Annotated in this window: 25 protein-coding genes; 11 read left to right on the forward strand and 14 right to left on the reverse strand. The window is 67.3% G+C overall.

Annotation, left to right across the window (positions count from 1 at the left end; translation table 11 throughout):
• Positions 1 to 30 precede the first annotated feature (30 nt).
• From ABLE92_RS10160 to ABLE92_RS10175, 4 genes are all read left to right on the forward strand, one after another.
• Positions 31 to 513 (forward strand): glutathione peroxidase, encoded by a 483-nt coding sequence (locus ABLE92_RS10160; protein ID WP_348804635.1) that lies wholly within the window; start codon positions 31 to 33, stop codon positions 511 to 513.
• A gap of 114 nt (positions 514 to 627) precedes the next feature.
• Complete coding sequence (gene purS / locus ABLE92_RS10165; RefSeq protein WP_348804636.1) at positions 628 to 867, forward strand: phosphoribosylformylglycinamidine synthase subunit PurS; 240 nt, start codon at positions 628 to 630, stop codon at positions 865 to 867.
• Between the two features lie 11 nt (positions 868 to 878).
• Positions 879 to 1,559, forward strand: a complete 681-nt coding sequence (gene purQ, locus ABLE92_RS10170; protein WP_348804637.1) for a phosphoribosylformylglycinamidine synthase subunit PurQ — start codon at positions 879 to 881, stop codon at positions 1,557 to 1,559.
• A gap of 10 nt (positions 1,560 to 1,569) precedes the next feature.
• The gene (locus ABLE92_RS10175; RefSeq protein ID WP_348804638.1) at positions 1,570 to 2,859 is read left to right on the forward strand and encodes a M18 family aminopeptidase; all 1,290 of its coding nucleotides are present in this window, start codon (positions 1,570 to 1,572) and stop codon (positions 2,857 to 2,859) included.
• A gap of 124 nt (positions 2,860 to 2,983) precedes the next feature.
• On the opposite strand, the gene ABLE92_RS10180 is transcribed toward ABLE92_RS10175, so the two are convergent.
• The 4 genes from ABLE92_RS10180 to ABLE92_RS10195 all read right to left on the reverse strand — a co-directional run bounded on the left by ABLE92_RS10180 (position 2,984) and on the right by ABLE92_RS10195 (position 7,092).
• Positions 2,984 to 3,685 (reverse strand): S1 family peptidase, encoded by a 702-nt coding sequence (locus tag ABLE92_RS10180; protein WP_348804639.1) that lies wholly within the window; start codon positions 3,683 to 3,685, stop codon positions 2,984 to 2,986.
• Between the two features lie 147 nt (positions 3,686 to 3,832).
• Positions 3,833 to 4,636 (reverse strand): lytic transglycosylase domain-containing protein, encoded by an 804-nt coding sequence (locus ABLE92_RS10185; RefSeq protein WP_348804640.1) that lies wholly within the window; start codon positions 4,634 to 4,636, stop codon positions 3,833 to 3,835.
• 204 nt (positions 4,637 to 4,840) lie between these two features.
• On the reverse strand, positions 4,841 to 6,160 hold the full coding sequence (locus ABLE92_RS10190; RefSeq protein WP_348804641.1) for a hypothetical protein: 1,320 nt from the start codon (positions 6,158 to 6,160) through the stop codon (positions 4,841 to 4,843).
• 62 nt (positions 6,161 to 6,222) lie between these two features.
• Entirely contained in the window at positions 6,223 to 7,092 is an 870-nt protein-coding gene (locus ABLE92_RS10195) for an NAD(P)H-binding protein (RefSeq protein WP_348804642.1), read from the reverse strand.
• A 182-nt stretch (positions 7,093 to 7,274) separates the two neighbouring features.
• Here ABLE92_RS10195 and ABLE92_RS10200 point away from each other — a divergent pair, with 182 nt between their 5' ends.
• Complete coding sequence (locus tag ABLE92_RS10200; RefSeq protein WP_348804880.1) at positions 7,275 to 7,637, forward strand: winged helix-turn-helix transcriptional regulator; 363 nt, start codon at positions 7,275 to 7,277, stop codon at positions 7,635 to 7,637.
• On the opposite strand, the gene ABLE92_RS10205 is transcribed toward ABLE92_RS10200, so the two are convergent.
• From ABLE92_RS10205 to ABLE92_RS10225, 5 genes are all read right to left on the reverse strand, one after another.
• On the reverse strand, positions 7,625 to 8,953 hold the full coding sequence (locus ABLE92_RS10205; RefSeq protein WP_348804643.1) for a VOC family protein: 1,329 nt from the start codon (positions 8,951 to 8,953) through the stop codon (positions 7,625 to 7,627). The genes ABLE92_RS10200 and ABLE92_RS10205 overlap by 13 nt on opposite strands.
• Positions 8,950 to 9,489 carry an RNA polymerase sigma factor gene (locus ABLE92_RS10210; protein ID WP_348804644.1) on the reverse strand — a complete coding sequence of 180 codons (540 nt, stop codon included), beginning with the start codon at positions 9,487 to 9,489 and terminating at the stop codon, positions 8,950 to 8,952. Before ABLE92_RS10210 ends, ABLE92_RS10205 begins: the two co-directional genes overlap by 4 nt.
• A 58-nt stretch (positions 9,490 to 9,547) precedes the next feature.
• Positions 9,548 to 10,075, reverse strand: coding sequence for a DUF1990 domain-containing protein (locus tag ABLE92_RS10215; RefSeq protein WP_348804645.1), 528 nt, complete (start codon positions 10,073 to 10,075; stop codon positions 9,548 to 9,550).
• Between the two features lie 40 nt (positions 10,076 to 10,115).
• Complete coding sequence (locus tag ABLE92_RS10220) at positions 10,116 to 10,685, reverse strand: LppP/LprE family lipoprotein (RefSeq protein WP_348804646.1); 570 nt, start codon at positions 10,683 to 10,685, stop codon at positions 10,116 to 10,118.
• 119 nt (positions 10,686 to 10,804) lie between these two features.
• Positions 10,805 to 11,680 (reverse strand): alpha/beta fold hydrolase, encoded by an 876-nt coding sequence (locus ABLE92_RS10225; protein WP_348804647.1) that lies wholly within the window; start codon positions 11,678 to 11,680, stop codon positions 10,805 to 10,807.
• A gap of 67 nt (positions 11,681 to 11,747) precedes the next feature.
• Between ABLE92_RS10225 and ABLE92_RS10230 the strand changes: the two genes are divergently transcribed.
• The 4 genes from ABLE92_RS10230 (at position 11,748) to ABLE92_RS10245 (ending at position 17,233) form a co-directional block, all read left to right on the forward strand.
• Positions 11,748 to 12,362 carry a TetR/AcrR family transcriptional regulator gene (locus ABLE92_RS10230; RefSeq protein WP_348804648.1) on the forward strand — a complete coding sequence of 205 codons (615 nt, stop codon included), beginning with the start codon at positions 11,748 to 11,750 and terminating at the stop codon, positions 12,360 to 12,362.
• A 269-nt stretch (positions 12,363 to 12,631) separates the two neighbouring features.
• Entirely contained in the window at positions 12,632 to 15,178 is a 2,547-nt protein-coding gene (locus tag ABLE92_RS10235) for an ATP-dependent Clp protease ATP-binding subunit (protein ID WP_348804649.1), read from the forward strand.
• Positions 15,179 to 15,318: 140 nt separating this feature from the next.
• Positions 15,319 to 16,206, forward strand: coding sequence for an enoyl-CoA hydratase-related protein (locus tag ABLE92_RS10240; RefSeq protein ID WP_348804650.1), 888 nt, complete (start codon positions 15,319 to 15,321; stop codon positions 16,204 to 16,206).
• Between the two features lie 94 nt (positions 16,207 to 16,300).
• Complete coding sequence (locus ABLE92_RS10245; RefSeq protein ID WP_348804651.1) at positions 16,301 to 17,233, forward strand: SGNH/GDSL hydrolase family protein; 933 nt, start codon at positions 16,301 to 16,303, stop codon at positions 17,231 to 17,233.
• A gap of 352 nt (positions 17,234 to 17,585) precedes the next feature.
• Here ABLE92_RS10245 and ABLE92_RS10250 read toward each other — a convergent pair whose 3' ends face one another.
• Both ABLE92_RS10250 and ABLE92_RS10255 read right to left on the reverse strand, forming a co-directional pair.
• Positions 17,586 to 18,968 (reverse strand): acyltransferase, encoded by a 1,383-nt coding sequence (locus tag ABLE92_RS10250; RefSeq protein ID WP_348804652.1) that lies wholly within the window; start codon positions 18,966 to 18,968, stop codon positions 17,586 to 17,588.
• A 454-nt stretch (positions 18,969 to 19,422) separates the two neighbouring features.
• A complete protein-coding gene (locus ABLE92_RS10255) occupies positions 19,423 to 20,703 on the reverse strand; it encodes an MFS transporter (protein ID WP_348804653.1) in 1,281 nt (426 codons plus the stop codon).
• Between the two features lie 66 nt (positions 20,704 to 20,769).
• Here ABLE92_RS10255 and ABLE92_RS10260 point away from each other — a divergent pair, with 66 nt between their 5' ends.
• Positions 20,770 to 21,462 (forward strand): GntR family transcriptional regulator, encoded by a 693-nt coding sequence (locus ABLE92_RS10260; protein WP_348804654.1) that lies wholly within the window; start codon positions 20,770 to 20,772, stop codon positions 21,460 to 21,462.
• A gap of 333 nt (positions 21,463 to 21,795) precedes the next feature.
• Here ABLE92_RS10260 and ABLE92_RS10265 read toward each other — a convergent pair whose 3' ends face one another.
• From ABLE92_RS10265 to ABLE92_RS10275, 3 genes are read right to left on the reverse strand one after another with little or no spacing between them, the layout of a single operon-like run.
• On the reverse strand, positions 21,796 to 22,620 hold the full coding sequence (locus ABLE92_RS10265; RefSeq protein ID WP_348804655.1) for an HpcH/HpaI aldolase/citrate lyase family protein: 825 nt from the start codon (positions 22,618 to 22,620) through the stop codon (positions 21,796 to 21,798).
• Positions 22,620 to 23,489 carry an HTD2 family dehydratase gene (locus ABLE92_RS10270; protein WP_348804656.1) on the reverse strand — a complete coding sequence of 290 codons (870 nt, stop codon included), beginning with the start codon at positions 23,487 to 23,489 and terminating at the stop codon, positions 22,620 to 22,622. Before ABLE92_RS10270 ends, ABLE92_RS10265 begins: the two co-directional genes overlap by 1 nt.
• Positions 23,490 to 23,548: 59 nt before the next feature.
• Positions 23,549 to 24,199 (reverse strand): pentapeptide repeat-containing protein, encoded by a 651-nt coding sequence (locus ABLE92_RS10275; protein WP_348804657.1) that lies wholly within the window; start codon positions 24,197 to 24,199, stop codon positions 23,549 to 23,551.
• Positions 24,200 to 24,334: 135 nt separating this feature from the next.
• On the opposite strand from ABLE92_RS10275, the gene ABLE92_RS10280 reads away from it, so the two are divergent.
• The gene (locus tag ABLE92_RS10280) at positions 24,335 to 26,026 is read left to right on the forward strand and encodes an AMP-binding protein (RefSeq protein ID WP_348804658.1); all 1,692 of its coding nucleotides are present in this window, start codon (positions 24,335 to 24,337) and stop codon (positions 26,024 to 26,026) included.
• The last annotated feature ends 2 nt before the right edge of the window (positions 26,027 to 26,028 follow it).

Below are 26,028 nucleotides of genomic sequence, written 5' to 3' on the forward strand. Positions count from 1 at the left end.
TCGGTCATAGTGCGACTACGCTCGGATGGCATGAGCAACGTCAAGAACATCCCGGTCACCGCCCTCGACGGATCGGCGCTGTCGCTGTCGGACTTCGACGGCCCGCTGCTGGTGGTCAACGTCGCCAGCAAATGCGGTCTCACCCCGCAGTACACGGGTCTCGAAGAGATCGCCGAGAAGTACGCCGATCGCGGGCTCACCGTCGTCGGTGTGCCCTGCAACCAGTTCATGGGACAGGAGCCGGGCAGCCCGGAGGAGATCGCCACCTTCTGCTCCACGAACTACGGCGTGACCTTTCCGCTGTTGGCAAAGACCGACGTCAACGGAGACGACCGCCATCCGCTCTACGCCGAACTGACCCAGGCCACCGACGCCGAGGGCGAGGCCGGCGACATCCAGTGGAACTTCGAGAAGTTCGTCGTCGGCGCCGACGGTGAGGTCACCGCACGGTTCCGCCCGCGCACCGAACCGACCGCCCCCGAGGTGATCGAGGCCATCGAAGCGGCGCTGTAGACCGACGCCGGTCGGGGCGAGCGGGCGCCCGTGATGCCGGTAAGGTAGCCCGTGATCAGCCAAAGTCCATTTTCCGACGCGACACATGGACATACCGAATGGGAGCAATTGCCGATGGCACGAGTGGTGGTCGACGTGATGCCCAAGGCCGAGATCCTCGATCCGCAGGGTCAGGCGATCGTCGGTGCACTGGGGCGCCTGGGATTCAGCGGGATCGGTGACGTCCGGCAGGGCAAGCGATTCGAACTCGAGGTCGACGACAGCGTCGACGACGTGACCCTGGAGCGGATCGCCGAGGAACTGCTGACCAACACGGTCATCGAGAACTTCAGCGTCTCCCGGGTCTCGGAGTAGGTCGGGAGCAGATGAGCGCACGTATTGGGGTCATCACCTTCCCGGGCACCCTCGATGACGTCGACGCGGCCCGCGCGGTCCGCCTCGCCGGCGCCGAGGCCGTCGACCTGTGGCACGGCGACGCCGACCTGAAGGGGGTCGACGCGGTCATCGTGCCGGGCGGCTTCTCCTACGGCGACTACCTGCGCGCCGGCGCCATCGCGAAGTTCGCGCCCGTCATGGGTTCGGTCATCGAGGCCGCGGGCAAGGGCATGCCGGTGCTCGGCATCTGCAACGGATTCCAGGTGCTGTGCGAGGCCGGTCTGCTGCCCGGCGCCCTGACCCGCAATGAGGGCTTGCACTTCATCTGCCGCGATCAGTGGCTGCGGGTGGAATCGACCACCACCGCCTGGAGTTCGCGGTTCGAGCGGGGCGCGGAGATCCTCATCCCACTGAAGTCCGGTGAGGGCCGCTACGTCGCCCCGCAACGCAAACTCGAGGAACTCGAGGGGGAGGGCCTCATCGTCTTCACCTACGCGGGCGGCAATCCCAACGGTTCCGCGCTCGACATCGCCGGGATCAGCAGCCCCGACGGCCGCATCGTCGGGCTGATGCCGCACCCCGAGCACGCCACCGAGGCCCTGACCGGCCCGAGCGACGACGGTCTGGGGATGTTCTACTCGGCCATCGACGCGGTGCTCTCGGCCGCATGAGTCGCCGCGCATGAGTCTGTCCACCTCGGCCACCGCCGGCGGGCTCGGCGAGTTCATCGACGCCTCGCCGTCACCCTTCCACGTCTGTGCCACCGTCGCGAAGACGTTGGAGGAGGCGGGTTTTCGGCGGTTGTTCGAGGAACACGAGTGGCTCACCGAGCAGGACGCGTCGATCCCGTCACCGGATCGGAAGTTCTACGTCATCCGCGGTGGCTCGATCATCGCGTGGGATCTCGGTGACGGCAACGACTTCCGCATCGTCGGCGGCCACACCGACAGCCCCAACCTGCGACTCAAGCAGCACCCGGATCGGATGAGTGCGGGCGTCGCGATGATCGCGCTCGAACCGTACGGCGGGGCGTGGCTGAACTCGTGGCTGGACCGTGACCTCGGGCTGTCCGGGCGGCTGGCGTACCGATCGGGAAACACCGTGGCGCACACGCTGGTTCACGTGACCGAACCGGTGGTGCGGGTGCCGCAGTTGGCGATCCACCTCTCCGCCGACCGCAAGGGTGTCACACCGGATCCGCAGCGTCACGTCGACGGCATCTGGGGGATCGGCGACGACGTGCCGAGTGTGCTGAAGTGGGTGGCCGAATACGCCGGTATCGAACCGGAGTCGTTGCTCGGCTGGGAACTGATGACCCACGACATCGCGCCGTCGGGACTGATCGGTGCCGATCGCGACTTGCTCAGCGCGCCCCGCCTGGACAATCAGGGGACCTGTTACGCCGGGCTGCGCGCGTTGCTCGACGGTGCGCCGTCGATCCACACCCGGGTGCTGGCGTTGTTCGATCACGAAGAGGTCGGCAGCGGGTCCGAACGGGGCGCCGCGTCGGACTTCCTGGCGACGACCCTCGAACGAATCGTGTTGACGCGCGGCGGAACCCGTGCCGACTACCTGCAGGCGATGGCCTCGAGTGTCTGCGTGTCCGGGGACATGGCGCATGCCACCCACCCCAATCATCCGGAGCGGCACGAACCGTCACACCGCATCGCGATCAACGGCGGTCCGGTGCTCAAGGTGAATCAGAATCTGCGCTACGCCTCGGATGCGGTGGGGGAGGCCATCTTCGCCCTCGCCTGCGACACCGCCGGGGTGCCGATGCAGCGCTACATCCATCGCGCCGACCTGCCCTGTGGTTCGACGATCGGCCCCATCACCGCCACCCGCACCGGTCTGATGACCATCGACGTCGGTGCGCCCCAGTTGGCGATGCACAGTGCCCGGGAGATGATGGGCGCCGCCGACGTACCGATGTATTCGGCTGCCCTGCAAGCATTTCTGAGCGCCGACTAGCAACCCCGACCGGCAGCCCGTCGCCCGGTGACGGCGCTCTCCCTCACGCTGACAGCGCCCTCCCGAGTGCGGTGAGCATTCGAGAGGGCGCTGTCAACGTTATTCAGGGCGCTGTCAACGTCATTCAGATCGGACGGAAACCGGCTCCGTAGCGTCCGTAGTAGTTCATGTCGCCGATGATGGCGGTCATCTTGGTGGCGACCATCGGTGTGTAGACCGGGACGGCGGGATGGATGCAGCCGATGGCACCTCGCAGCGGCGTGCCGGGGATACCGACGATCAGTCCCCCGTTGAGCATGCCGACGACGCGGTTGCCCGACAGCACCGGGCCACCGGAGTCGCCGTGGTTGGCGCAGACGTAGCTGAGGCTGTCGGTGCTGGAGGTCTGCAGGACCGGGCCGCAGCTGAAACCGGTGGTGCGTCCGGTCTTACAGACCGACGCGCCGGCAGGCGGGAACGCTCCGACGGAACGGATGGTGGCTCCGCCGGCGGTCCGGGTGCCGAACACGCGGTTGGTGTCGAGCTGGATCACCGCGTAGTCACCTGGCTTGCTCTTCTGGACGATGCGGCCGATGACCCCGGCTCGGGGGTTGTTCTCCAACGAGATTCGCGATCCGACATCGCCGCAGTGGCCGGCGGTGAGGCCGATGAGTCGTCCGGCGCGATCGTGTCCCACAGTCGTCATCGTGCAGCCGTACCGCGAGTCGATGACGATGCCGCTACCACCACCGACGGGTGCGAGCGGTGCGGCGTGTGCCGTGAATGCGGGTGTCAGGGCCAAGAGCAGACCGACAACCACGGTGACGATGCGCAGGATGCGCCTCATGAACTCTCCGTTCGCAAATGAGGACGGGGAGTTCACGATGTCGAATTCCCCGATGGGTAACGTCACTCTATCCAGTGGGTCGGGGAAGTCAACTGTGGTGGGTCCCATCGTGTTGCCGGTCCCGCGTCATCACACACCGTGCCCGCGTCAGTACCCGCGCGCGAACCCCAGGACGTCGGAGACGTAGGTCATCGAATTGTTGTAGCGCAGCACCGCGGTCGTCTGGGCCGCGGCATTGCGCAGATCGAGGCCACCGTCGCAGAGATAGCGGGCGGTCGTGAGGGCCGCGTCGAAGATGTTCTGCGGGTCGGCCACGCCGTCGCCGTTGCCGTCGGCCGCGTACTTCTGCCACGTCGCCGGGATGAACTGCATCGGCCCGACCGCCCGGTCGTGGACGGCATCTCCGTCGAGGCGTCCTCCGTCGGTGTCGGTGATCACCTGATTGCCGGCCAACGAGCCGTCGAGGGTGGGGCCGAAGATCGGCGTGCGCAGGCGGCCGGACGCGTCGGCGTCGCCGTTGTTGGCGTGGTGCGACTCGACCTTGCCGATGCCGGCGATCAGCTTCCAGTCGATGCCACACACCGGCTCGGTGCGGGCGATCGTGTCGGCGGCCTTGCGGTAGGCCTCGAAGTTGATCGTCGGAACCGCTCCGTCGGTCACGCTGGCGGGCAACGGTGCCGCGGCCGGGGTGGCGACGGCGGGTGTCGCGGTGATTGCGGTGTGCGCCGCGGGCACGGGTGCGCCGACCGCCTCCGGGGAGGCCGACGACGCGGCGTGTGACGCGGAGGGCGTCGACGTCGCGGCGGGTTGGGCGACGGCCTGCCCGCCGTCGTCGGTGGCTGCGGCGGCCGCGGCGGCAAAGGCGCCGACGACCGGGATCAAGGCGGTGGCCATCAACGGTTTACGCGCTCGCGGAAGGAGCGGCGAGCGTGGCTTGGAGTGCTTTCCCAACGGTCGGACCTCAGAACATCTCGGGTACATCGAGGCCCGCGAGCATCTGTTCGGTCGCGGACCGCCGACGACGCTACACGTCAGCGTGTCCAATCCGTTATCTGGTCGTTATCAAATCCTGGGAGTCGGCTGAGCGTCACCCACGCCGATGCAGGTCATCCCGGACGCGAGTGAAGCGATGTGATACCCGCCACAACGCATCGCTCAACTGGGCTGGAAGACCCGCAGCGTGCTTCCCTCATGCGCCACGATGAAACCGTCGACGCTGTCGACGGCCCCGTTCACGTCGACCGACCACGCGGTCGACTCGGTGGCCGGATCGACCGCGGAGATCCGCGCGCCGTTGGCGAAGACCAAGAGGCCTCCGCTGGATCCGACGCACCGCAGATTGTCGAGGTTGCCGTTGGGGTCCTCGAACGACGGCGCCGGCAGCGAACCGACCGCCGAACCGTCGGACAGTGCATGAATCGACCGCGAACGATCCTTCAGCGCGAACGCGACGTAGCGGCCGCAGGGGCGGGTGTTGGCCTTGGAGAGTTCGGGATCGGTCACCTGCCAGAGTGCGCCGGATCGGGCCGGGTCGACGATCACATAGAGCCCGTCGGTCGCCTGCATCTGCGCGAGCCCGGTCAGGGCCAGCACCGGAAGGGTCGACGGCCCCGGTATGACGTGCCAGCCGTCCTTGTGCGCGGTGGGGGTCGGATCGATCCGACCGTCGTCGACGGCATAGGAATCGAAGGTGCGGGTGTCGGCGTCGGTGTGGTCGACGGTGATGCCGGTGGGATAGACGTTGATCGTGCAGCCCGAGCACGTCAGCAGGTCGGCGCCGGTGCCACGGTCGACGATGAATCGCGCACCGCCGGAGGTGGTGATCATCAGGAGGCCGTTGGCGGTGACCTCCGGCGTGGCGCTGTCGGAGAACGAGCGCGACCACAGCGTGCGGCCCGACGGCGTGCGCATCGTGATCTGATATCCGGTCGCGTCGATGTGCGCGAAGTTGTGGCCGACGGCGACGACCTTCGCCGAATCGTCGTCCCCCGGCACCGCGGTGGGTGTGCCGTCGTCCTCGACGAGATAGAAGCCCTCGGCGAGGTCGCTGCTCGCGTTGACGGCACATCCCACCACACCGTCGTCGGTGATGTCGCAACTCCCGGTGCCCGCCCGCACTGGCGACGGCCACAGCGCGTGGCCGTCGCCGCGGTCGACGAGCAGGTAACTGCGCCCGATGCCCGACGGGTAGCTGAGCAGCCACTCGTCGCCATGGGTGGCCGCGACCTCGATCCGTCCGACGGCGGCGGTGTAGCCGGGCAGGCGCCGGTCGGTGATCGTCCACGCCACGGCCGGTGTGTGCGGATACGACCGCAACTGTCCGTAGTCGTGCGCCGTGTCGGCGTCGTCGGGAGTGCCCATCGCCAGGACCGCGCCGACCGAGGCCACCATCGCGGCCGCCAGGATCGCGACGACGGTCCCGATCCCGAACGGGAGGCGGTGGGCCAGACGGCGCAGGTCGGCGCGAAGTGACATGGCGAACAGTCAATCACGTCGACCGGCCGGCGTCGGGAGGCCAGGCGGCGGGCAGGCGGAGCTCAGGCGGTGGCGCTGACCAGCCCGGCACGCAGGACGTCGACCAGCGGTGTGGTGGGCCGCCCGAGCAGATCGTGCAACGCGGTCGAGTCGGAATCGAGGTCGCCGCGCGCCACGCCCGCATCCGAGTCCGCGAGGATCGCCGCGAACTGTGCCGGGATGCCGGCCTGCTCGAGTCCGGCGGCGTAGTCGGCCTCGGGGAGGTCCTGATAGGCGACCGGCCGGCCGCTGACCTGTGCGAGTGCCGCGGCGATCTCCGGGTAGGTGAGGTGCTCGTCGCCGGTGAGTTCATAGATCTCCGCGCCCGCCGCGTCGACGAGGGCGGCGGCGGCCGCACCGGCGAAGTCGGCACGAGCCGCCCCGCCGACGGTGCCCGTCCCGGCCGCGCCGTACAGCACGCCCGATTCGATCGCGGCCGGCGCCGACTGCAGGTAGTTCTCCCAGTACCAGCCGTTGCGCAGCAGGACATACCCGACGCCGGATTCGACGAGGATCTTCTCCGTCGCGGCATGCTCCTGTGCCAGGGTCAACGGCGAGGTGTCGGCCCGCACGACGCTCGTGTAGGCGACGAGGGTCACGCCGGTCTCGGCGGCGGCTTCGATCACGTTGCGGTGCTGGGGGACTCGTGATCCGATTTCCGATCCCGACACGAGGAGCAGTCGGTCGACGCCGGTGAGCGCGGCGCGCAGGGCGGCCGGGTCGGAGTAGTCGGCGACGCGCACGTCCACGCCGAGATCACGCAGCGCGGCCGCCTTGTCGGGGTCGCGCACGACGGCGTGGATGTCGGCGGGTGCGACGCCCCGGTCGATGAGTGCGGACACGGCGAGGCCACCCAGGGCTCCGGTGGCCCCGGTCACGGCGTAGCTGGTCATGACGATGCTCCTTCGATTGACGATTCCCGATCATCATGCACTTACTATTCGTGCAGTGCAAACACTGGAGTTAGCACAGGCGTCGATCAGGGCATACGATGACTGTCATGTCCGCCGAGCCTGCCGCCACCGACCCCGGGATCGACTCGGTCGGCGATGGGCTGGGCCCGGACCCGGTTCTGATGGCCGATGTTTTCGCCCGCGACTGCGCCTCGCGCGACATCCTGCAGAACGTCACCAGTCGCTGGGGGCTGCTCGCGCTGGTCGCACTCGGCGAGGGGGATCTGCGGTTCAGTGCCCTGCGTCGCCGCGTCGACGGGGTGAGCGAGCGGATGCTGTCCCAGACGCTGCAGCACCTCGAGCGCGACGGATTCGTGAATCGAACGGTGCTGCAGTCGATTCCGCCGAAGGTGGAGTATTCGCTGACCGAACTCGGTGCCGACGTGGCGGCACGACTGTTGGGGTTGATCGAACTCGTCGAGGGCAGCGTCGGAAGCGTCGCGCGGTCACGCGAGGCGTTCGACGAGTCGCGTCAGAAGAGCTGACCGAGGTAGAACCGCGCGCCCTGGTCGTCGACGCAGTGCGCGGTGATCCCGTAGGCCTGACGATCGGGTTCGCGCAGCACTCGGCCGCCGGCATCGCGCACCCGTGCGACCGCGGCGTCGATGTCGGAGACACTCCACATCGGTTCGGCGACAGACGAATCCGCGCCACCGGCGACGCCGATCTGCGGATGGGCGCCATCCACCTCCCAGCCGTCGTCGATGCGCCCGGGTGTGAACGACCAGCCCAGCACGGAGCCGTAGAACGACCGCAGCCGAGCGCTGTCGGGGGTATGCACCGTGAGATACGACATCTCGCCATGACCGGACGGATGCTGGTGCATGCGTTGGTCATTCGCCTGAGGGATGTACGCCGAGAAGGCGACGCCCTGGTCGTCGACGGCGTCGAGGACCTGCACGCCGTCGCCGGCCGTCGACACCTCGCCGGCGCGACCACCGGCGGCGACGATCGCCGCGTGCGCGGCGTCGAAGTCGTCGACGGCGTACACGCAGAACAGGGTGTTCACCCCGTAGTCGCTCGCGGCCGAAATGCCCAGCCGGTGACCGAGATTGGTGACCTGACGATGTGCCGGATCGTATTCCCAGCCCAATACCGCACCGTAGAAGCGCGCGGCCTTCTCGACGTCGGGGGTCTGTAGCGACAGGTAGGCGATATCGCCGGGCCGGAGCGGCTCGGGTGCAACGGTGGTCGCGAGCACCGGGCCGGTGAGCATCCACCGATGACCGAAGGGATCGATGATGGTGGCCGATCGGGTGCCGTGTGCCTCGTACGGTTCCCGGGTCACGATCGCGCCCCCGCCGCGGGCGTTCTGCAGGGCCGCGTCGGCGCTGGGCACCGGGAGCATCAGGCTCACCGACACGTGGCCGGGACCCGGTGCCCGCAAACCCATGTCGGGGAACTCCTCGGCGAGATAGAGCACGCCGTCGCCGATCTCGAGTTCGGCGTGCCCGATGGTGTTGTCGTCCATCAGGATCGGCTCACCGCGAAGCCGTGCCCCGAGGTGTTCGACGTACCAGCCGATGGCCGCGCGGGCATCGCGCACGGTGAGGTAGGGGAGGGCGCCGGGCCGTTCGACGACCGGTGCGGTGGAGTCGGTGGGCGCGGTGAGGTCATCGACGGTGGTGGTGGACATGAGAACTCCTGTCGGTAGGGTGGCGCCGCGCTCGAGGAGATCACGAAGGCGCGCGGCGAAGTCGGGGTCGGGTGCGATCGGATCGGTCCATTCCGGTCCGGTCGGCGCGCGCAGTGCGACGAAAGGATCTGTCGTCGACCCGAATTCGGTCCCGTCGGTGCTCATGCGCGTCCTCCTTTCCGGGATGGCCGGGTCTGCTCGGGGTGGGTCGTCTCCTCGGGGTAGGCCGCGCGAAACGCTCGCTTGGCCCGGGTGAGCAGTGCCTCGGTGGCGCCGACCGTGCGGTCGAGCAGCGCGGCACATTCGGCGACCGGGAGGTCGTCGACGTAGCGCAGGGTCAGCGCCGCGCGGTGGATCGGGGAGAGCTGGGCGAGTGTGTGATGGGCGATCATCCGATCGAGATGCGCGTCCCAGTCGTCGGCGGCGGTCTCCGGGATCCCATCGACCGGCTCGGGAGTGCGTTGGGCGCGGCGCCAGTGATCGGCCAGCTTGTGGCGTGCCACCCCGATCAGCCAGGCCACGGTGGGCATCAGGTCGGTGTCGCGGCGCACGGTGTCCATCGCGGCCAGGAAGGTCTCCGACGTCACGTCCTCGGCGACGCCCCGGTCCGAGCAGCGGCGCAGCACGTACCCGTAGACCGCCGGCAGTGCCTCGTCGTAGCACTCCAGCAGTGCTTGGGCACCGCCGCGTTGACCGCTCACATCTCTATCGTCGTCGGCGGAGGCGGAAATCCGACGGTCTCGGGGAAAGTATTTCTGATCAGTGCGCGCCGACGGCGTCGGCGACCGCGGCGAGATAGCGACGCGTCGTCGCGGCCTGCACCGCTCTCACCAGCGGTCCGCCCAGTCGGGTGTACCAGCGTCCCGGGCGGGAAAAGGCCCGGATCACCGCAACGACGGAGTCGTCGGCGCGGTGCTCGACGCTGAACAATTCCTCGCCGCTCTCGGGATGCCCCGCGAGGGTGCCGTAGGCGAAACCGGCCCGATCGGGCTCGTCGAGGACGTAGACCACCCGGCACGGAATCCGGATGCGCCCGAACGCCGGCGCCGACATCACCATGATCGTGCCGACGGCGGCGGCCGGGGTGCTCGCGTGCACGCGCAGTCCGGCGCCGCGCTGCATGCCGTAGGCGAGGATGAATTCCGCGGAGGTGGCGAAATCGGTGCGGCCCGCCCCGACGACGCGTTCGACGACGATCGCATGTGCATCGGCGGGCGGGGTGGACGCCGTCGCCCCGACCTCGGGATAGGTGAACGGCGCCCCGGCCCAGGCGTGGGGATCGATCATGTGCGGAACCTACCCGATCTCGTGGCGCCGGACGCATGCACTAACTGGGCGGGAACGTCCCGATCCGGAACACCTGGCCGGCGACTTGGAAGGCGGTGACGTAGGTCGGTCCACCGCTCGCGCAGCAGAAGGCGTCCTGGGGAAGCAGCCAGCGGTAGCGGACGGTGACGTGATAGGGCGAGTAACCGGAGATGCTGGTGTAACCGAAGGGCTTCGGATCGACGGTCCCCAGGAATCGTCCGCCGGCGAACAGCAGTACCCGCGACTGGTAGGTGGCATCGCCGATCCCGTTGCCGTTCACCAGCATCCAGTCGAGGTTGCAGCCGCGGGAGATCGGATTGTTGCTGGCCCGATAGGGGACGAAGGTTCCGCCGTTGACGTCGCGGCCGACCTTGGCGGCCGAGGTGCGGGCCAGGGCGGAGTTGATGTCGAAGCACATACCGTGTCCGCTGCCGTTGGGTGCGGCCGCGGCGTCGCCGGCGCCGATCGACGTGGCGCCGAGGGTGCCGGCGACGATGCCGGTCACCGACAGGCACGCGATCATCAGGCGCCGCAGAGTGCGTGGGCGACGACGTGTGGATGCGCGGGAGGTTTGTGATGGATCGATCATGATGCGGCCTTCCTCGATGTGGTGGCGTTCGTTCCCGACCGTGATCCCGACCCCGGAAGTTGATTCCGTACTGGTCACATCGACGTCACCCGAGGATTGTTAGCGGAGTTCAGGAATTGTCATTCGGTCGTGATACCCACCTTCCGGCTGATCGCGATGATCGCCTCGGCGAGTGCCTCCGGTTGATCCATCGCCACGAACGTGCGGGAGTTTGCGACCTCGATGAACTCGGCCTGCTCGAACACCGCTGCCAACCGTCGGCCGAGGGCAGGACGAAATGCCTTGTCGGACAGGCCCCACACCACCGACACGGGACATGTCACCCGGGATAGTCGAGGCGTCAACTCGGCGAGTTCTCGTCGATCGATGGCGCGCAGGAACGTGACGAAGTCATCGCGGATGGCCGGATCGGTCCGCAGCGGATCGAAGACCGAGCGTGTGTACGCGGGGTCGGGGTCGGTGATCAGAAGTCCCACGCCGAGAGCGCTATGACGCAGTGCTCGGATCTGCAATGGCCCGGCGATGAGCGGTCGCAGCAGTGGTCGCTGCGTGAGAAGGCCGAAGATGATGCGGAACGGCTGTGGTGGAAATTGTTCGAAGGCATCGCAATTGGTGAAGACCACCCGTCGGACGAAGCCGGGATCGGCGTCGAGCGCGAACTGGCAGATTGCGCCGCCGGTGTCGCAGCCGACCAGGATGGCCTCGGACAGGCCGAGTTCGGCGACGAATTCACGAACCAACGTTGCCGCGCCACGCGGAGAACGATCGGCGTCCGCCCCCCAGGGAATGCGGTGGGCGCCCAGCGGGAGCGTGGGCATATAGCAGTGGAACCCTGCCGCGCCGAGACGTGCGGCCACCGACTCCCACATCCGGCCGTCGACGACCACTCCGTGCACGAAGACGACGGGCGGCAGGGTGGTGGCGTGACCCGTGGGCGCCGCCTCACGGTACTCGAGGACTCCCGACGGGAGTTCGAGCGTATGGACCGATGGCATCGGGACCTCCCGGTAGTGTTGCCGAACAAGTTACGAACACTGCGTATGGAAGTTACGTACACACAGTATGAATGTCAATGGTCGTAGAACACAGGCGGAGCGCACTGCAGCCACCCGTGCGGCGCTGGTCGGTGCCGGACGGGAGCTTTTCGGACGTGACGGATACGCGGGCGTCGGAACCCAGGCGATCGTCGAGCGCGCCGGGGTGACTCGCGGAGCGCTCTATCACCAGTTCGACGACAAGAGGGGACTCTTCACGGCCGTCTTCGATGAGCTGGAGCAGGACGTGGCCCGCTTCTGCGCCGATGCGGCGGCCGAACTCGTGGACGCCGATCCGGTGGCCGCCCTCAAAGCGGGCATTCGTGCATTTCTGGAGTACTTTCACGATCCGGCCGCCCAGACGATCGGCCTTGTCGATGCGCCGGCGGTACTCGGTTGGGCGGCGTGGCGGGCGCGCGGAGAGGAGTTCGGCTTCGCCCTCGTCGAATCCCTGCTCGCCGCGGCAATGGAGGCCGGACAGATCATCCCAGGGCCCACCCGGCCGATGGCGCATGTAGCACTCGGCGCGCTCGACGAGTCGGCGTTGTTCGTGGCCGCAGCCGAGGACTCGGCCACCGCGACCGCGCAGGTGACCGCGATCCTCGATCGGATCGTCGACTCCTTCACGACCGAAAAGGGTTGATCGCCCCGCGTTCGCTCTCGGCGTAGCGAGGCCGGAACACCCTGCCATGCAGGGCGGTTGTACAGCTCGAACCCCCGTCGTCACCCGTTTCGACATCACTTCAGGCGGGCGTTAACTGCAGGTGCACACCACACGACCTCTAGAGTGGAAGCAGGCTGGTCGTCGTGTACCCCGACACCATCGCAGTTGTCGCCTATCTCGATCACCGAACGCTCGGTGATCATCGGGACAACACGACGGCCGGGGCGAAAGCGAAATGAGGGAGAACAATGTTCGAACGGTTCACCGACCGCGCTCGGCGGGTTGTCGTGCTCGCCCAAGAAGAGGCGCGGATGCTCAACCACAACTACATCGGCACCGAGCACATCCTGCTCGGCCTGATCCACGAGGGTGAGGGAGTCGCCGCCAAGGCACTCGAGTCCCTCGGCATCTCCCTCGAGGGTGTGCGCAGTCAGGTCGAGGAGATCATCGGTCAGGGCCAGCAGGCGCCGTCGGGGCACATCCCGTTCACGCCGCGTGCCAAGAAGGTCCTCGAGTTGTCGCTGCGTGAGGCGCTGCAACTCGGCCACAACTACATCGGCACCGAGCACATCCTGCTCGGCCTCATCCGCGAGGGTGAGGGCGTGGCGGCGCAGGTGCTGGTCAAGCTCGGCGCCGACCTCAACCGGGTGCGTCAGCAGGTCATCCAGCTGCTCTCCGGCTACCAGGGCAAGGAGCCGCAGGAGGCCGGTACCGGTGGTCGCTCCACCGAGCAGGGTGGCACCCCGTCGACCTCGCTGGTCCTCGACCAGTTCGGTCGAAACCTGACCGCGGCCGCGTCGGAGGGCAAACTCGACCCCGTCATCGGGCGCGAGAAGGAAATCGAGCGCGTGATGCAGGTGCTGAGCCGCCGCACCAAGAACAACCCGGTGCTCATCGGTGAGCCCGGCGTCGGCAAGACCGCCGTCGTCGAGGGTCTCGCCCAGGCCATCGTCAACGGTCAGGTGCCCGAGACGCTCAAGGACAAGCAGCTCTACACCCTCGACCTCGGGTCGCTGGTCGCGGGCAGCCGCTACCGCGGTGACTTCGAGGAACGCCTCAAGAAGGTGCTCAAGGAGATCAACACCCGCGGCGACATCATCCTGTTCATCGACGAGCTGCACACGCTCGTCGGCGCGGGTGCCGCCGAGGGCGCGATCGACGCCGCGTCGATCCTGAAGCCGAAGCTGGCCCGCGGAGAGCTGCAGACCATCGGTGCCACCACCCTCGACGAGTACCGCAAGTACATCGAGAAGGATGCCGCGCTTGAGCGCCGCTTCCAGCCGGTGCAGGTGGGCGAGCCGTCGGTGGAGCACACCATCGAGATCCTCAAGGGTCTGCGCGATCGCTACGAGAGCCACCACCGGGTGTCCATCACCGACGGTGCGCTCGTCGCCGCGGCCACCCTGGCCGACCGCTACATCAACGACCGCTTCCTGCCGGACAAGGCGATCGACCTGATCGACGAGGCCGGAGCCCGGATGCGCATCCGCCGGATGACCGCACCGCCGGACCTGCGTGAGTTCGATGAGCGGATCGCGGACGCCCGCAAGGAGAAGGAAAGCGCGATCGACGCGCAGGACTTCGAGAAGGCCGCCGGCCTGCGGGACAAGGAGAAGCAGCTCGTCGCCGAGCGTGCCGAGCGTGAAAAGCAGTGGCGCAGTGGTGATCTGGACGTCGTGGCCGAGGTCGACGACGAGCAGATCGCCGAGGTGCTGGGCAACTGGACCGGTATCCCGGTGTTCAAGCTCACCGAGGAGGAGACCACCCGTCTACTCCGCATGGAGGAGGAACTGCACAAGCGGATCATCGGCCAGGAGGATGCGGTCAAGGCCGTCTCCAAGGCGATCCGCCGCACCCGCGCAGGCCTGAAGGACCCGAAGCGCCCGTCCGGTTCGTTCATCTTCGCCGGCCCGTCCGGCGTCGGTAAGACCGAGCTGTCCAAGGCGCTGGCCAACTTCCTGTTCGGCGACGACGACGCGCTCATCCAGATCGACATGGGTGAGTTCCACGACCGGTTCACCGCGTCGCGTCTGTTCGGCGCGCCTCCCGGCTACGTCGGCTACGAAGAGGGCGGCCAGCTCACCGAGAAGGTGCGCCGCAAGCCGTTCTCGGTGGTGCTGTTCGACGAGATCGAGAAGGCCCACTCGGAGATCTACAACACCTTGTTGCAGGTCCTTGAGGACGGCCGCCTCACCGACGGTCAGGGTCGCACGGTCGACTTCAAGAACACCGTGCTGATCTTCACCTCGAACCTCGGAACCTCCGACATCTCCAAGGCCGTCGGTCTGGGCTTCAGCAAGGGCGACGACTCCAAGTCGAACTACGAGCGCATGAAGATGAAGGTCAACGACGAGCTGAAGAAGCACTTCCGCCCGGAGTTCCTCAACCGTATCGACGACATCGTCGTCTTCCACCAGTTGACGCAGGAAGAGATCATCCAGATGGTCGATCTCATGCTCAACCGGGTGGAGACCGCGCTGCGCAACAAGGACATGGCCATCGAGGTCACCGACAAGGCCAAGTCCTTGCTGGCCAAGCGCGGCTTCGATCCGGTGCTCGGTGCCCGTCCGTTGCGTCGGACCATCCAGCGCGAGATCGAGGATCAGCTGTCGGAGAAGATCCTGTTCGGTGACATCACGCCGGGCCAGATCGTCCTCATCGACGTGGAAGGCTGGGACGGCGAAGGCGACGGCGAGGACGCCAAGTTCACCTTCACCGGCTCGGAGAAGCCCCGCGAATTGCCGGACGCCCCGGTCGAATTGACCAAGGCAGGCGAGGGCAGCAGCGAGAGCTGATCGCGCCCAATCGAATACCACGACGCCCGCCGTGCTCCCCGAAGGGGACGCGGCGGGCATCGTCGTTTCCCGACCCGGTCCACCACCCGGAGCCATTCACTACTCTGGCTACCGGCAACCGATCGAGGAGACTGCGCACCGTGACCACCGAATCCGACCATCGCGACCCGACGTCCGGCGAAACCGGCGCCGAGGCGCCGATCATCGTGACCCGCGACGACGAGATCACGATCATCACCCTCAACCGGCCGGATCGGCTCAACGCCTTCACCTCCCAGATGGGTGATCAGCTGATGGCCACCCTCGATGACACCGATGCCGACGATTCCGTGCGTGCCGTGGTCATCACCGGCGCGGGCCGGGCGTTCTGCGCCGGAGCCGATCTCGGAGCCGGCGCATCGACATTCGAGCTCACCGAGGAGGCCGCCGGAGAGGTGCCCCGCGACTACGGGGGCCGCGTCTCACTACGCATCTTCGAATCGCTCAAGCCGGTCGTGATGGCCGTCAACGGGCCGTCGGCCGGCGTGGGTGTGACGATGACGCTGCCCGCCGACGCGCGGATCGCGTCGGAGAACGCCCGATTCGGATTCGTCTTCGCCAAGCGCGGGCTCGTCCCCGAGGCCTGTTCGACGTGGTTCCTGCCGCGTCTCGTGGGCCTTCCCACCGCGCTGCAATGGACGCTCGGGGCGCAGATGGTCAGTGCCGCCGAGGCGCTCGACGCCGGGCTGGTGCAGCAGGTCGTCGCACCCGAGGAGGTCGTCGACACCGCGATCGCGGTGGCTCGGTCGATGACGGCCGGGTCCGCACCGGTGTCGGTGGCGCTGACCCGTCAACTGCTGTGGCGGATGGCCGGTGCGCCGAGTCCGTGGGACGCGCATCGTGCCGATTCGACGGCGATCTACGCGCGCGGCCGCATGGCCGACGTCCACGAGGGCGTGATGTCGTTCCTCGAGAAGCGAGATCCGGTGTTCACCGACTCGGTCGCGACGGACCTACCCGACATCTTCGACACACCCACCGGGTGGTGAGTCGGCGGTTCGCCAGAAGTTCTTGTCGGCGTGGTCAACCCAACACGGGTCGCGTCGTGGGTTCGGGCGCCGCGTGTGTGAGACTTGGACGGTTATGTCTCGAGCCTTGATCGGTCGTATCGCGACGGCCTGCGGAGCCCTGGTGGCCGCGGGCGTCGTCGTGCTGTCCGGGAGTTCGGGGCTGGCGTCGCACACCGAGGCGGCGCCATCGGTGCGTACCGCGGCGCAGCACGAGACCGAGACGCCGGTGAACGTCAGTGCGCCCGCCCCGCAGAAGTATGTGGCACTGGGCAGTTCGTACGCCGCCGGACCCGGAGGCATCGAATCGTTGAGCAATCGGTGCCTGCGTTCACCCGACAACTATCCGAATCAGGTCGCCACCGCCCTCGGGATGAGCCTGGTGGACGCGACATGTTCGGGATCGACGTCGGACAACATCCTCGACCGTCCGCAGCGGTTCACCCCGAATCCGCAGATCGACGCGGTGACCCCGGAGACCTCGCTGGTCACCATCACCACCGGCGGCAACGACGTCGGCTACATCCAACGGCTGATCGCGATGAGTTGCCGCAACGTCGCGCCGGAGGTTGCCAAAGAGGTCGCGGCGCGCACATGCAATCTCGGCCATCCGATCCCGGCCGAACCCGGGCCGGAACGGTACGCCGCCGTCGAGCAGAAGATGATCGCCACGGTCTTCGCGGTGCGCCAGCGCGCACCGCAGGCCCGCATCCTGCTGGTCGACTACCCGCCGGCCGTCGTGCTCGGCGGACCCACCTGCGCCAAGCTGCCCCTGTCGCCGAGCGAGATCGAGGCCACGATCCGCGTCTTCGACGGCCTGGCGATGGTCACCGCCGCCGCGGCCCAGATCTCGGGCGCCGAACTCATCACGGCGTCTTCCGCCGGCGCCGACCACACGGTCTGCTCAACGGACCCGTGGCTGCGGGGATTCGAGACGCCCGTGCCCTACCACCCGAATTCCGCAGGTAAGGCCGCCGTCGCCGCGATGATCGTCAACGCAGTTCGCTGAGCTCTCCCGTTCCCCGTCGAGTGGGCGCTGTTTCGCGTCGAGTGGGCGCTCTTTCCCGTCGAGTGGGCGCTGTTTCGGGTTGAGTGGGCGCTGTTTCGTGTCGAGTGGGCGCTGTTTCGCGTCGAGTGGGTGCCCCCGAACCGTTGACAGCGCTCTCGAGGACGTTGACAGCGCTCTCGTGGTCGTTGACAGCGCTCTCGTGGTCGTTGACAGCGCTCTCGTGGTCGTTGACAGCGCTCTCGTGGTCGTTGACAGCGCTCAAGTGAGCGCTGTCAGTGGTGGGGAGAGCGCTGTCAGTGGGGGGAGAGCGCTGTCAACAGCTCTCAGCCCCGAGCCTTCGGCCCCGCAGGTCTCAGACCGCTTGCTCGACGAACTCGTGATCGCGGTGGCGGACCTGACGCCAGTACACCAGGCCCATCGAGAAGATCAGGAAGGCGCCGGTGAGGGCGACGAGGTTGCCCGCCCACATGTCGAAGCCGAATCGCAGGATGAGTCCCAGCACGATCGCGGCCGCACCGACGAGAACGGACCGCGTCGCGTTCTGGGAGCGCCAGTCGATGCGGTTGCGGCCGGTGGTGATCAGGCTGATCGGGCTGCGACGCAGGGTCTCGACCATGAAGACGGTCAGCGCCACGGTCGCGACGTATGCGATGAGCACTCGGGGCACAGCCGGCATGTCGGGGTCGGCGATCTGTGGCATCAGTGCGTAGATCGCGAGCGCATGGGCGAGGTAGATGCCGAAGGACCGGTCCGAGGCGGTCTTCATCAGCTTGTCGGGGATGGAACCGGGGTGGCGCCGTTCCTGCCAGATGGTGCCGAGACTGTAGAGGATCACGATGATCGCGATGAACGCCCACAGGTTGTGCAGCATGAACACGTTGGTCGCGCGGAACAGATTCTCGCCCTGGTCGACCGTGTACAGGTAGTACAGCCAGGTCCCGAAGATCACGACGGCACCGATCACCATCATGTGGATGCGCCAGCGCTTCACGAACGCCTGCACGGCCTCGTAGTGCATGGCGGCCACGCAGCCGGCGAAGATGAAGAACTGATACGGGAAGATCAGCACCTCGAGGTGACGCCAGATGACTCCCTGGAGCCCCCAGGTGAGGAACGACAGCGGCGGCCGGACCATCAGGTACATCATCGTCATCTGGATGACGAAGCTCAGGCCCAAGAGGTATCGGTGATAACCCCAGGTCCGCTTGAGGACCCAGAGGACCGCCGGGAACACCAGATAGATCTGCATGCTCACCGACAGGAAGTACAGGTGGTAGGCGGCGTGGCCGGTGAGGAGGTCGTAGCCGATGCTCTTCACCGATTGTTTGACGGCGTCGACGCTGTTCCAGGCGTCGACGATCGATTGCACACCGTGGAAGTGATATCGCACGTAGAACCAGTAGAAGAGACTCCACGTCAGGAAGGGCAGGCCGATGAGTTTGAAGCGGCGTCGCCAGAACGGGATCGTCTGCAGTTCACGCTTGCGGTACTGATAGGTCAGCACGAAGCCGGTGAGAGTGAAGAATCCGTAGCGGGTGTAGCGCAGGAAGAGTTCGACGGCGCCCGCCGCGACGCTCGTCGGTGCGGTGACGGTGAGCATGACGTGATCGAGGATCACGCCGCCGAAGGTCACCAGACGAACGAGGTCGATCTGGTAGAGGTGCTTGTCGCGCTTGGTGGCGGGAGTTGCCGCAGCCTCGGTCTCCGGAGCACCGGTCGTTGCAGGCTTGGTCACCGATACCGACGGTGTGGCCGCGTCAGAGGATGCAGCATTGGATGACGTGGTGTCCGACGAGGCAGGTGGGGTGCCGGTCGATGGCTGTTCGGTGACGATCGGGGACCCTCCATCCAAGTCTTCGCACGACCACAATTCTTCGCACGGCGCAGTGGGTGAGGCTACTCCGTGTTGCTGGGAGAACCGAAGTCGGTCGGCCGTCGGGGCACTCCACAACCGTCGCTGTGGGGGGACGTCGCGGCGCTGTCCCTGTCGATCGCCCGATCAGCAGTCTCCCTGCCATCCTGACATCAAATATGCAGGAAGGCGGGGACGCGGCGCCCGACCGACTCGCCGCGATTCCGGCCTGCCGCACGTCGCGCGACGACCCTGCCGTGATGTGACGCATCCCACTGCGACGGCTCGTCCCTCCCGTCACTCGTGACCCGGGGCGAGTTCGGCCGGCGACTGGCGCTCACGACGTCGTCCGCACCATCCTGGGCGTCGGGGTCTCCGTTCGACGTTGGGCGACGACGCCGATCACCGCGGCCACGAAGCAGGCCGCGGCGCCGACCGCGAGGCCGGTACGCGGGTCGGCGACCTCGCTGATCCACCCGATGATCGGCCCACCGATGGGCGTCGATCCCATGAAGGCGACCGACCACAGCGCCATCACCCGACCGCGCATATGCGGTTCCGAGTTGAGCTGCAACGTGGCATTGCCGGTCGACATGAACGAGACACTGAGCCAGCCGACGAAGAAGAGCGCGACGATCGCCATCCACAGGTGCGGGACGGCGGCGGTGACGGCGATGGTGACCCCGAAGCCTGCCGCGGCGATGGTCAACGTGCGCAATCCGGTGGTTCCCCGCGCGGCCACGAGCAGGCCGCCGACGACCGCGCCGACACCCATCGCGGCGGTCATGAATCCGAAGGCCTGCGGTCCGCCGCCGAACGAGTCGCGTGCGGCCGCGGGCAACGACACCTGGAACTCGTAGGCCAGCGTGCCGACGAGGGCCATCATCGCCAGTGGCACCCACAGCAGCGGCTTTCCGGATACGTACCGAAGTCCCTCGCGCAGTTGACCTTTACCGCGCTTGATGGGTTTCTCATGGGCGATGTCGGCGGTGCGCATCGCGATCAGCGACACCACGACGGCGACGAAGCTGGCCGCGTTCACCGCGAAGCACCAACCGGCACCGACCGCGGCGAGCATGACGCCGGCGACCGCCGGGCCCACCGCGCGGGCGGCGTTGACCATCACCGAGTTGAGGGTGACGGCATTGCGGATGAGGGATTCGCCGACGATCTGGTGGATGAAGGCCTGGCGGGCCGGATTCTCGAAGGCGTTGTTGAGCCCCAACAGCACCGCCAGCACTCCGACGTGCCACACCTGCACCCAGCCGCCGAGGGTGAGGACCGCGAGGACGGCCGCCAGCAGACCCATCACCGACTGGAGCGCGATCATCAGCTTCCGTCGATCCACCCGGTCGGCGACCACCCCCGCATACGGTCCGAGCACCAGGATCGGAACGGCCTGCAGGGCGACGATGACGCCGAGGACCGCCGACGACCCGCTGAGCGTGAGGACCAACCAGGCCTGGGCGGTGGCCTGCATCCAGGTGCCGACCAACGACAGGGCCTGCCCGCCGAAATAGAGGCGGTAGTTGTGGATTCGCAGGGAGGAGAACACTCCCGAGTCCGATGCCTGCGGGGAAACCCCGGCGGTGGTCTCGGGTGCGCGGCGCTCAGACATCGGCTCCACTGTAGGCACGGTCGACGGCGGGGAACCTCGGACGAGCCTGTGTATAGTCTATAGACTATGCCCGATCAGGGGCCGACGGGCCGATCATCCTCCGCGGCGGTATCGCCACGCCGTCGTCGCCCCCGACTATCCGACGAGGTCTCGGAATATGTGCGTGAACTCATCGTGTCGGGGCAATTGCAACCCGGCGAGTTCATCCGGCCGGAGAACGTCGCCGAGGAACTCGGGGTGTCGGCGACCCCGGCGCGGGAGGGTCTGCTCTCGCTGCAGACGGAGGGGATGCTGCGGGTCGAGCCGCGGCGCGGATTCGTCGTCGCGCCCCTGAGTAGCGCCGACATCGAGGATGTGTTCGCCGGTCAGGCGTTGTTGGCCGGCGAACTCGCCGCCCGGGCCTCCGCGAACATCGACGACGCCGGGCTCACCGCCCTCGAGGCGATCCAGTCCGATCTGGAATCGGCGGCCGACCGCGGCGACAACGACGAGGTGGAGCGTCTCAACCACGAGTTCCATCGTCGGATCTACCGCACCGCCGACTCTCCCAAGCTGTCGTGGATGATCAAGTCGTCTCTCAGCTACGCACCTCGACGATTCTTCGCCTCGGTCGAGGGATGGCCGCAGGCGTCGGCCGATGATCACCGCGCCATCCTCGACGGATTGCGCCGCGGGGACGCCGGGGCGGTACGCGAGTCCATGGCCGAACACGTCCGCAAGGCCGGTCGGCTGCTCGCCGACAATCGCCGCGAGGAGTAGCGGCCGGTTCTTCCGCCGGCCGAGTCGTCCTTCCGTTGGTCGGGCCGTTGTCCCGCCGATCGAGCCGTGACCCTGCCGGTGGAGCCGTGACCCCGCGGGTGGAGCCACTACCCCGCCGGTCGAGCCTCCTTCTCCCGCCGGTGAGGAGCGCAAGCCGCCGCGTTGAGCTCCGTCGAAACGACGAGCCGTGTCGAGGCCTCCGCAGGCTGCAGCTGGTACGCAATGACATTGGCGCACTGGGCAAGTGATCGACAGTCGTCGTTCCTCCTCCCGCCGGTCGAGCCGTAACCCGTTGGTCGAACCGGTGAGAAGCGTGAGCGAGCGCTGATGAAGTCAGCGACTCACCGAAGCCAGGATCCGTTCTGCGCGTGCCACGACGGGCGGATCCACCATGTGGCCGTCCACTGCGACCGCTGCGGAGCCGAGCCCGGCCGCCTCGAGAATAGAACGTGCCCAGGCGATCTGGTCGTCGGTAGGCGCAAGGCAGTCGTGCACCGCCGCCACCTGGGCGGGGTGGATGCACAGCTTGCCGGGCATGCCTATGCGCGCGGCGTACCGCACGTCGTCGACGAGGACGTCGGGTTCGCGCAGGGCCGTGGTCACACCGTCGATCGGTGCGGCGATACCCGCTGCGGCACTGGCTAGCACGAGTCCGGAGCGCGCGAACAACAGCGCCTCACGGTCATTGGGGTCGACGCCGATGTCGACGGCGAAATCGATCGCGCCGAAGCCGAGTCGGACCACCGCGTCGAGCTCGGCGAGGGCGCCCGCGTTGCCGATTCCGCGCGCGGTCTCGATCAGGGCGATCACCGATGCGGATGTGGCCGCTCCGACCGCGGCCACCGCGTCGACGTCGGTCGCCTTGGCGAGGACGACGGACGCCTGAAGCTGTTGTGCGAGAGCGACATCGTCGTCGTGCCAGGGTGTCTGTGCGGCATTGATGCGAATCAATGCCGAATTCCCGGCGCCGAACCAGTCGGCGATGTGCTCGCGGGCCGCCGGTTTGTCGGCGGGGGATACCGCGTCCTCGAGGTCGACGATCACGACGTCGGCGCCGGCCGCGGCGGCCTTGTCGAATCGTTCCGGACGATCGCCCGGAACGAAGAGGAATGTCCGTGCGGTGCGGATCTTTTCGGCGATGCTGACCTGGTTGCTCATCAGAACGATCCTCGTCCGGACACATGCACCGTGTCGCCTCCGGTGACGACGCGCAGTGCGATGTCACCGCCGGTGTCGGTGGCCTCCACCCGGAACCGGTCACCGATGAAGAGCGGGCGTTGAAGCCGGAACTCGAAGTCGCGCAGGGACTCTCCACCTCGGCGGCTGCGTACCAGTTCGGCCATGTAGGTGGCCAGCAGCGGACCATGCACCACCAGGTCGGGGTAACCCTCGACCTCCGTCACATACGGGCGGTCATAGTGGATGCGGTGGGCGTTGGAGGTCAGCGCGGAGTAGCGGAACAGCGTGGGGGTGGTCGGGGTCGGTTCCGTCGACCACTGTGCGGTGGACGCGCCCAACTCCGACGACGGGCGCTCGAACGGGCGCGAATGCCCGGAGTCGCTGCGGTACACCAGGTTCTGTTCTTCGACGAGGCGCGGTTCGTCGTCGCCGTCCTGGCGGTACTCCGATCGCACGGTCACAAACAGCATGTCGCCCGTGCGTCCGGTCTTCTCGGTGATCGCGGCGATCGAGGATCGCTTCTCGGTCGAGACGCCGAGACGCAGCGGCCCGGTGGAGGTGATCCGCGACCCGGCGAACATGCGGCGCCGGTCGGGGATCGGCGGGAGGAAGTGGCCATCCGCGGGGTGTCCGTCGGCTCCGAGGTCCGCCGTCGGCGGCCACTCCGAGAAGTACACCCAATGCCACGGGATGGGGAGTGCGTCTTCCGGCCCGAAGGTCTCGCCGGTGTCCAGGGTGGCGGCGAGTCGGCTCGCCTGGGCCGGATCGAGGATGTCGGTCTCGACGATCGGTGCGGGGTGCCAACCGGCGACGTGGTCGCGAAGCGTTCGCTGCACGGTGTCCGACATGGTGATGCCTCCTGGTCTCGCTGACGACTGTAAAAAATAGTCTATAGAACAGGCGGCGCTCAGTCGACCTCGACGCCCAGATGGGCGGCGAACAGTCCTGCGAATCCGATGAGCTGTTCGCCGTCGATGGTGGTCCCGGACAGTCCGTCCAGGTGCCGCAGCGTGCCCACCCGCGCCCCGCGCAGGTCGAGATCGGTGAGCTTCGCGCGGTGCACATCGATGGCCCCGACGGTGCAGTCCTCGAACGCCAGGCGGGAGAGGGCGGCGTCGCCGAGGTCGATCTCGCCGACGGTGCAGTCCCGGAAGAGCACATCCCGGACGTCGGCGCCGCGCAGGTTCAGCAGGTCGACCTTGCAACCCTCGACGACCATTCCGCGGACCCTTGCGTCGAACATGTCGAGCGCGCCGAACCGGCAACGCGACATGTGCAGATTGCGGAGAGTGCTGCGCGGCAACGACAATCGCCCCACCTGGAGCTGGGTGAGCACGGAGTCGGCGATGCGCGATGCACTCAGGTCGGCGCCGTCGAAGATCACCGATCGCACCTCACAATCGGTGAGGGCCACACCCATCAGGTCCCGATCGGTGAGGTCCAGATCGCGGAACGACGTCATCTCGACGGACGCGTCGGGGGAGAGGGCGGCATCGTCACCTGTCTCGTAGGTGGTCGTCCGCGGGTGGTCCTCGACGCGTGGAGGTCGTGTCGTCATCGTTCGAGCATGGCCCATCGAACCGACACGACCGCGCCGACCCACCCACCTCTCCCGGCGGCCCGATGGTGTCTCATCGAGCGACCCCTCTTCGGGGGGTGTCGGGACCGGCGTGTGACGTGGATCATGTCGTCCATGACGAGTAACACCGACCTCTACCGCGCCGGGCGCGACCAGATGATCAGTCTCATCTCCGACTACGACAAGGCCGTCGCCGAGTTCCGGTGGCCGGAACTGTCCGGTCGCTTCAACTGGGCGACGGACTGGTTCGACGTCATCGCCCGCGACAACGACTCCGTCGCCCTGTGGATCACCGAGCAGGACGGGTCGGAGGTGACGGTCACCTTCGCCGAGATGGCGCAGCGTTCCGATCGCGTCGCCACCTGGCTGCGGGGCCTGGGCATCGGCAAGGGGGATCGCGTCATCCTGATGCTCGGCAATCAGGTCGAGTTGTGGGAGGCGATGCTGGCCGTGCTGAAACTCGGTGCGATCGTCATGCCGACGACTGCGGCGCTCGGCCCGGAGGATCTGCGCGACCGCATCGACCGCGGGCAGGCGCGTGCGGTGATCGCCAACGCCGCCGACACACCGAAGTTCGACGACCTCGACGGCGACTATCTCCGGATCGTCGTCGGATCGCCGGCACCGGGCTGGGTCGGGTACGCCGACGCCGGAGAATCGGAGTCGGCCGGTCCGTTCGAGGCGGTCACCGACGTCGACGATCCGATGCTGATCTACTTCACCTCGGGTACCACCAGCCGGCCGAAGCTGGTCGAGCACTCCCAAACCAGTTACGCCGTCGGGCATTTCACCACCATGGCGTGGATCGGGTTGCGCCCCGGTGACGTTCACCTCGCGATCAGTTCACCGGGGTGGGCCAAGCATGCGTGGAGCTGTTTCTTCGCACCGTGGATCGCGGAATCCACCATCTTCGTCTACAACTACGGCCGGTTCGACGCGGCGGCCCTGATGGATCAACTCCGCCGCGCGAAGGTGAGTACCTTCTGCGCACCACCCACGGTGTGGCGCATGCTGATCCAGGCCGACCTCGGCGAACGTCCGGACGCGTTGCGCGAACTGCTCGGCGCGGGTGAACCGTTGAACCCCGACGTGATCCGTCAGGTCGAAGACTCGTGGGGACTGACGATCCGGGACGGCTTCGGGCAGACGGAGACGACGCTGCAGGTCGGCAACACGCCGGGGCAGCCGGTGAAGTCGGGATCGATGGGCCGCCCGATGCCGGGAGTGCCGGTGGTGCTGGTGGATCCGCTGACCGGCGAACTCGCCGACGAGGGCGAGATCTGCCTGGACCTGTCGCAGCATCCGAAGAATCTGATGACCGGATACCTCGGCGATCCGGAGCGCAACGAGGCCGTGATGGCCGGCGGTTACTACCACACCGGTGATGTGGCGCAACGGGATTCCGATGGCTACATCACATACGTCGGCCGCACCGACGATGTGTTCAAGTCCTCGGACTACAAGGTGTCACCCTTCGAACTCGAAAGCGTGCTCATCGAACATCCGGCCGTGGTCGAGGCCGCCGTCGTACCCCAACCCGACGACACCCGGCTCGCGATCCCGAAAGCCTATGTGACTCTGGCGCAGGGCTGGGAGCCCACCGCCGAGACCGCGCGCGCGATCCTCGAGTACTCCCGCGATCACCTCGCCCCGTACCTGAAGGTGCGGCGGGTGGAGTTCTTCGAACTCCCCAAGACGATCTCGGGCAAGATCCGCCGCGTCGAACTCCAGCAGCGGGAGAGTGTCGCACACCGGGATTCGGTGCAGATCGCCACCGAGTACCGCTATGAGGATCTCGTGGACTGATC

Origin of the sequence: Gordonia oleivorans (genome assembly GCF_040044975.1) — a bacterium.
GTDB lineage: Bacteria > Actinomycetota > Actinomycetes > Mycobacteriales > Mycobacteriaceae > Gordonia > Gordonia oleivorans.

Bases quoted from the DNA above. Each gene is read 5' to 3' on its own strand.
- ABLE92_RS10160 (WP_348804635.1), top strand. From the start codon at position 31: ATGAGCAACGTCAAGAACATCCCGGTCACCGCCCTCGACGGATCGGCG.
- purS (WP_348804636.1), top strand. From the start codon at position 628: ATGGCACGAGTGGTGGTCGACGTGATGCCCAAGGCCGAGATCCTCGAT.
- purQ (WP_348804637.1), top strand. From the start codon at position 879: ATGAGCGCACGTATTGGGGTCATCACCTTCCCGGGCACCCTCGATGAC.
- ABLE92_RS10175 (WP_348804638.1), top strand. From the start codon at position 1,570: ATGAGTCTGTCCACCTCGGCCACCGCCGGCGGGCTCGGCGAGTTCATC.
- ABLE92_RS10180 (WP_348804639.1), bottom strand. From the start codon at position 3,685: ATGAGGCGCATCCTGCGCATCGTCACCGTGGTTGTCGGTCTGCTCTTG.
- ABLE92_RS10190 (WP_348804641.1), bottom strand. From the start codon at position 6,160: ATGTCACTTCGCGCCGACCTGCGCCGTCTGGCCCACCGCCTCCCGTTC.
- ABLE92_RS10195 (WP_348804642.1), bottom strand. From the start codon at position 7,092: ATGACCAGCTACGCCGTGACCGGGGCCACCGGAGCCCTGGGTGGCCTC.
- ABLE92_RS10200 (WP_348804880.1), top strand. From the start codon at position 7,275: ATGGCCGATGTTTTCGCCCGCGACTGCGCCTCGCGCGACATCCTGCAG.
- ABLE92_RS10205 (WP_348804643.1), bottom strand. From the start codon at position 8,953: ATGAGCACCGACGGGACCGAATTCGGGTCGACGACAGATCCTTTCGTC.
- ABLE92_RS10215 (WP_348804645.1), bottom strand. From the start codon at position 10,075: ATGATCGATCCCCACGCCTGGGCCGGGGCGCCGTTCACCTATCCCGAG.
- ABLE92_RS10220 (WP_348804646.1), bottom strand. From the start codon at position 10,685: ATGATCGATCCATCACAAACCTCCCGCGCATCCACACGTCGTCGCCCA.
- ABLE92_RS10225 (WP_348804647.1), bottom strand. From the start codon at position 11,680: ATGCCATCGGTCCATACGCTCGAACTCCCGTCGGGAGTCCTCGAGTAC.
- ABLE92_RS10230 (WP_348804648.1), top strand. From the start codon at position 11,748: ATGAATGTCAATGGTCGTAGAACACAGGCGGAGCGCACTGCAGCCACC.
- ABLE92_RS10235 (WP_348804649.1), top strand. From the start codon at position 12,632: ATGTTCGAACGGTTCACCGACCGCGCTCGGCGGGTTGTCGTGCTCGCC.
- ABLE92_RS10245 (WP_348804651.1), top strand. From the start codon at position 16,301: ATGTCTCGAGCCTTGATCGGTCGTATCGCGACGGCCTGCGGAGCCCTG.
- ABLE92_RS10255 (WP_348804653.1), bottom strand. From the start codon at position 20,703: ATGTCTGAGCGCCGCGCACCCGAGACCACCGCCGGGGTTTCCCCGCAG.
- ABLE92_RS10260 (WP_348804654.1), top strand. From the start codon at position 20,770: ATGCCCGATCAGGGGCCGACGGGCCGATCATCCTCCGCGGCGGTATCG.
- ABLE92_RS10265 (WP_348804655.1), bottom strand. From the start codon at position 22,620: ATGAGCAACCAGGTCAGCATCGCCGAAAAGATCCGCACCGCACGGACA.
- ABLE92_RS10270 (WP_348804656.1), bottom strand. From the start codon at position 23,489: ATGTCGGACACCGTGCAGCGAACGCTTCGCGACCACGTCGCCGGTTGG.
- ABLE92_RS10275 (WP_348804657.1), bottom strand. From the start codon at position 24,199: ATGACGACACGACCTCCACGCGTCGAGGACCACCCGCGGACGACCACC.
- ABLE92_RS10280 (WP_348804658.1), top strand. From the start codon at position 24,335: ATGACGAGTAACACCGACCTCTACCGCGCCGGGCGCGACCAGATGATC.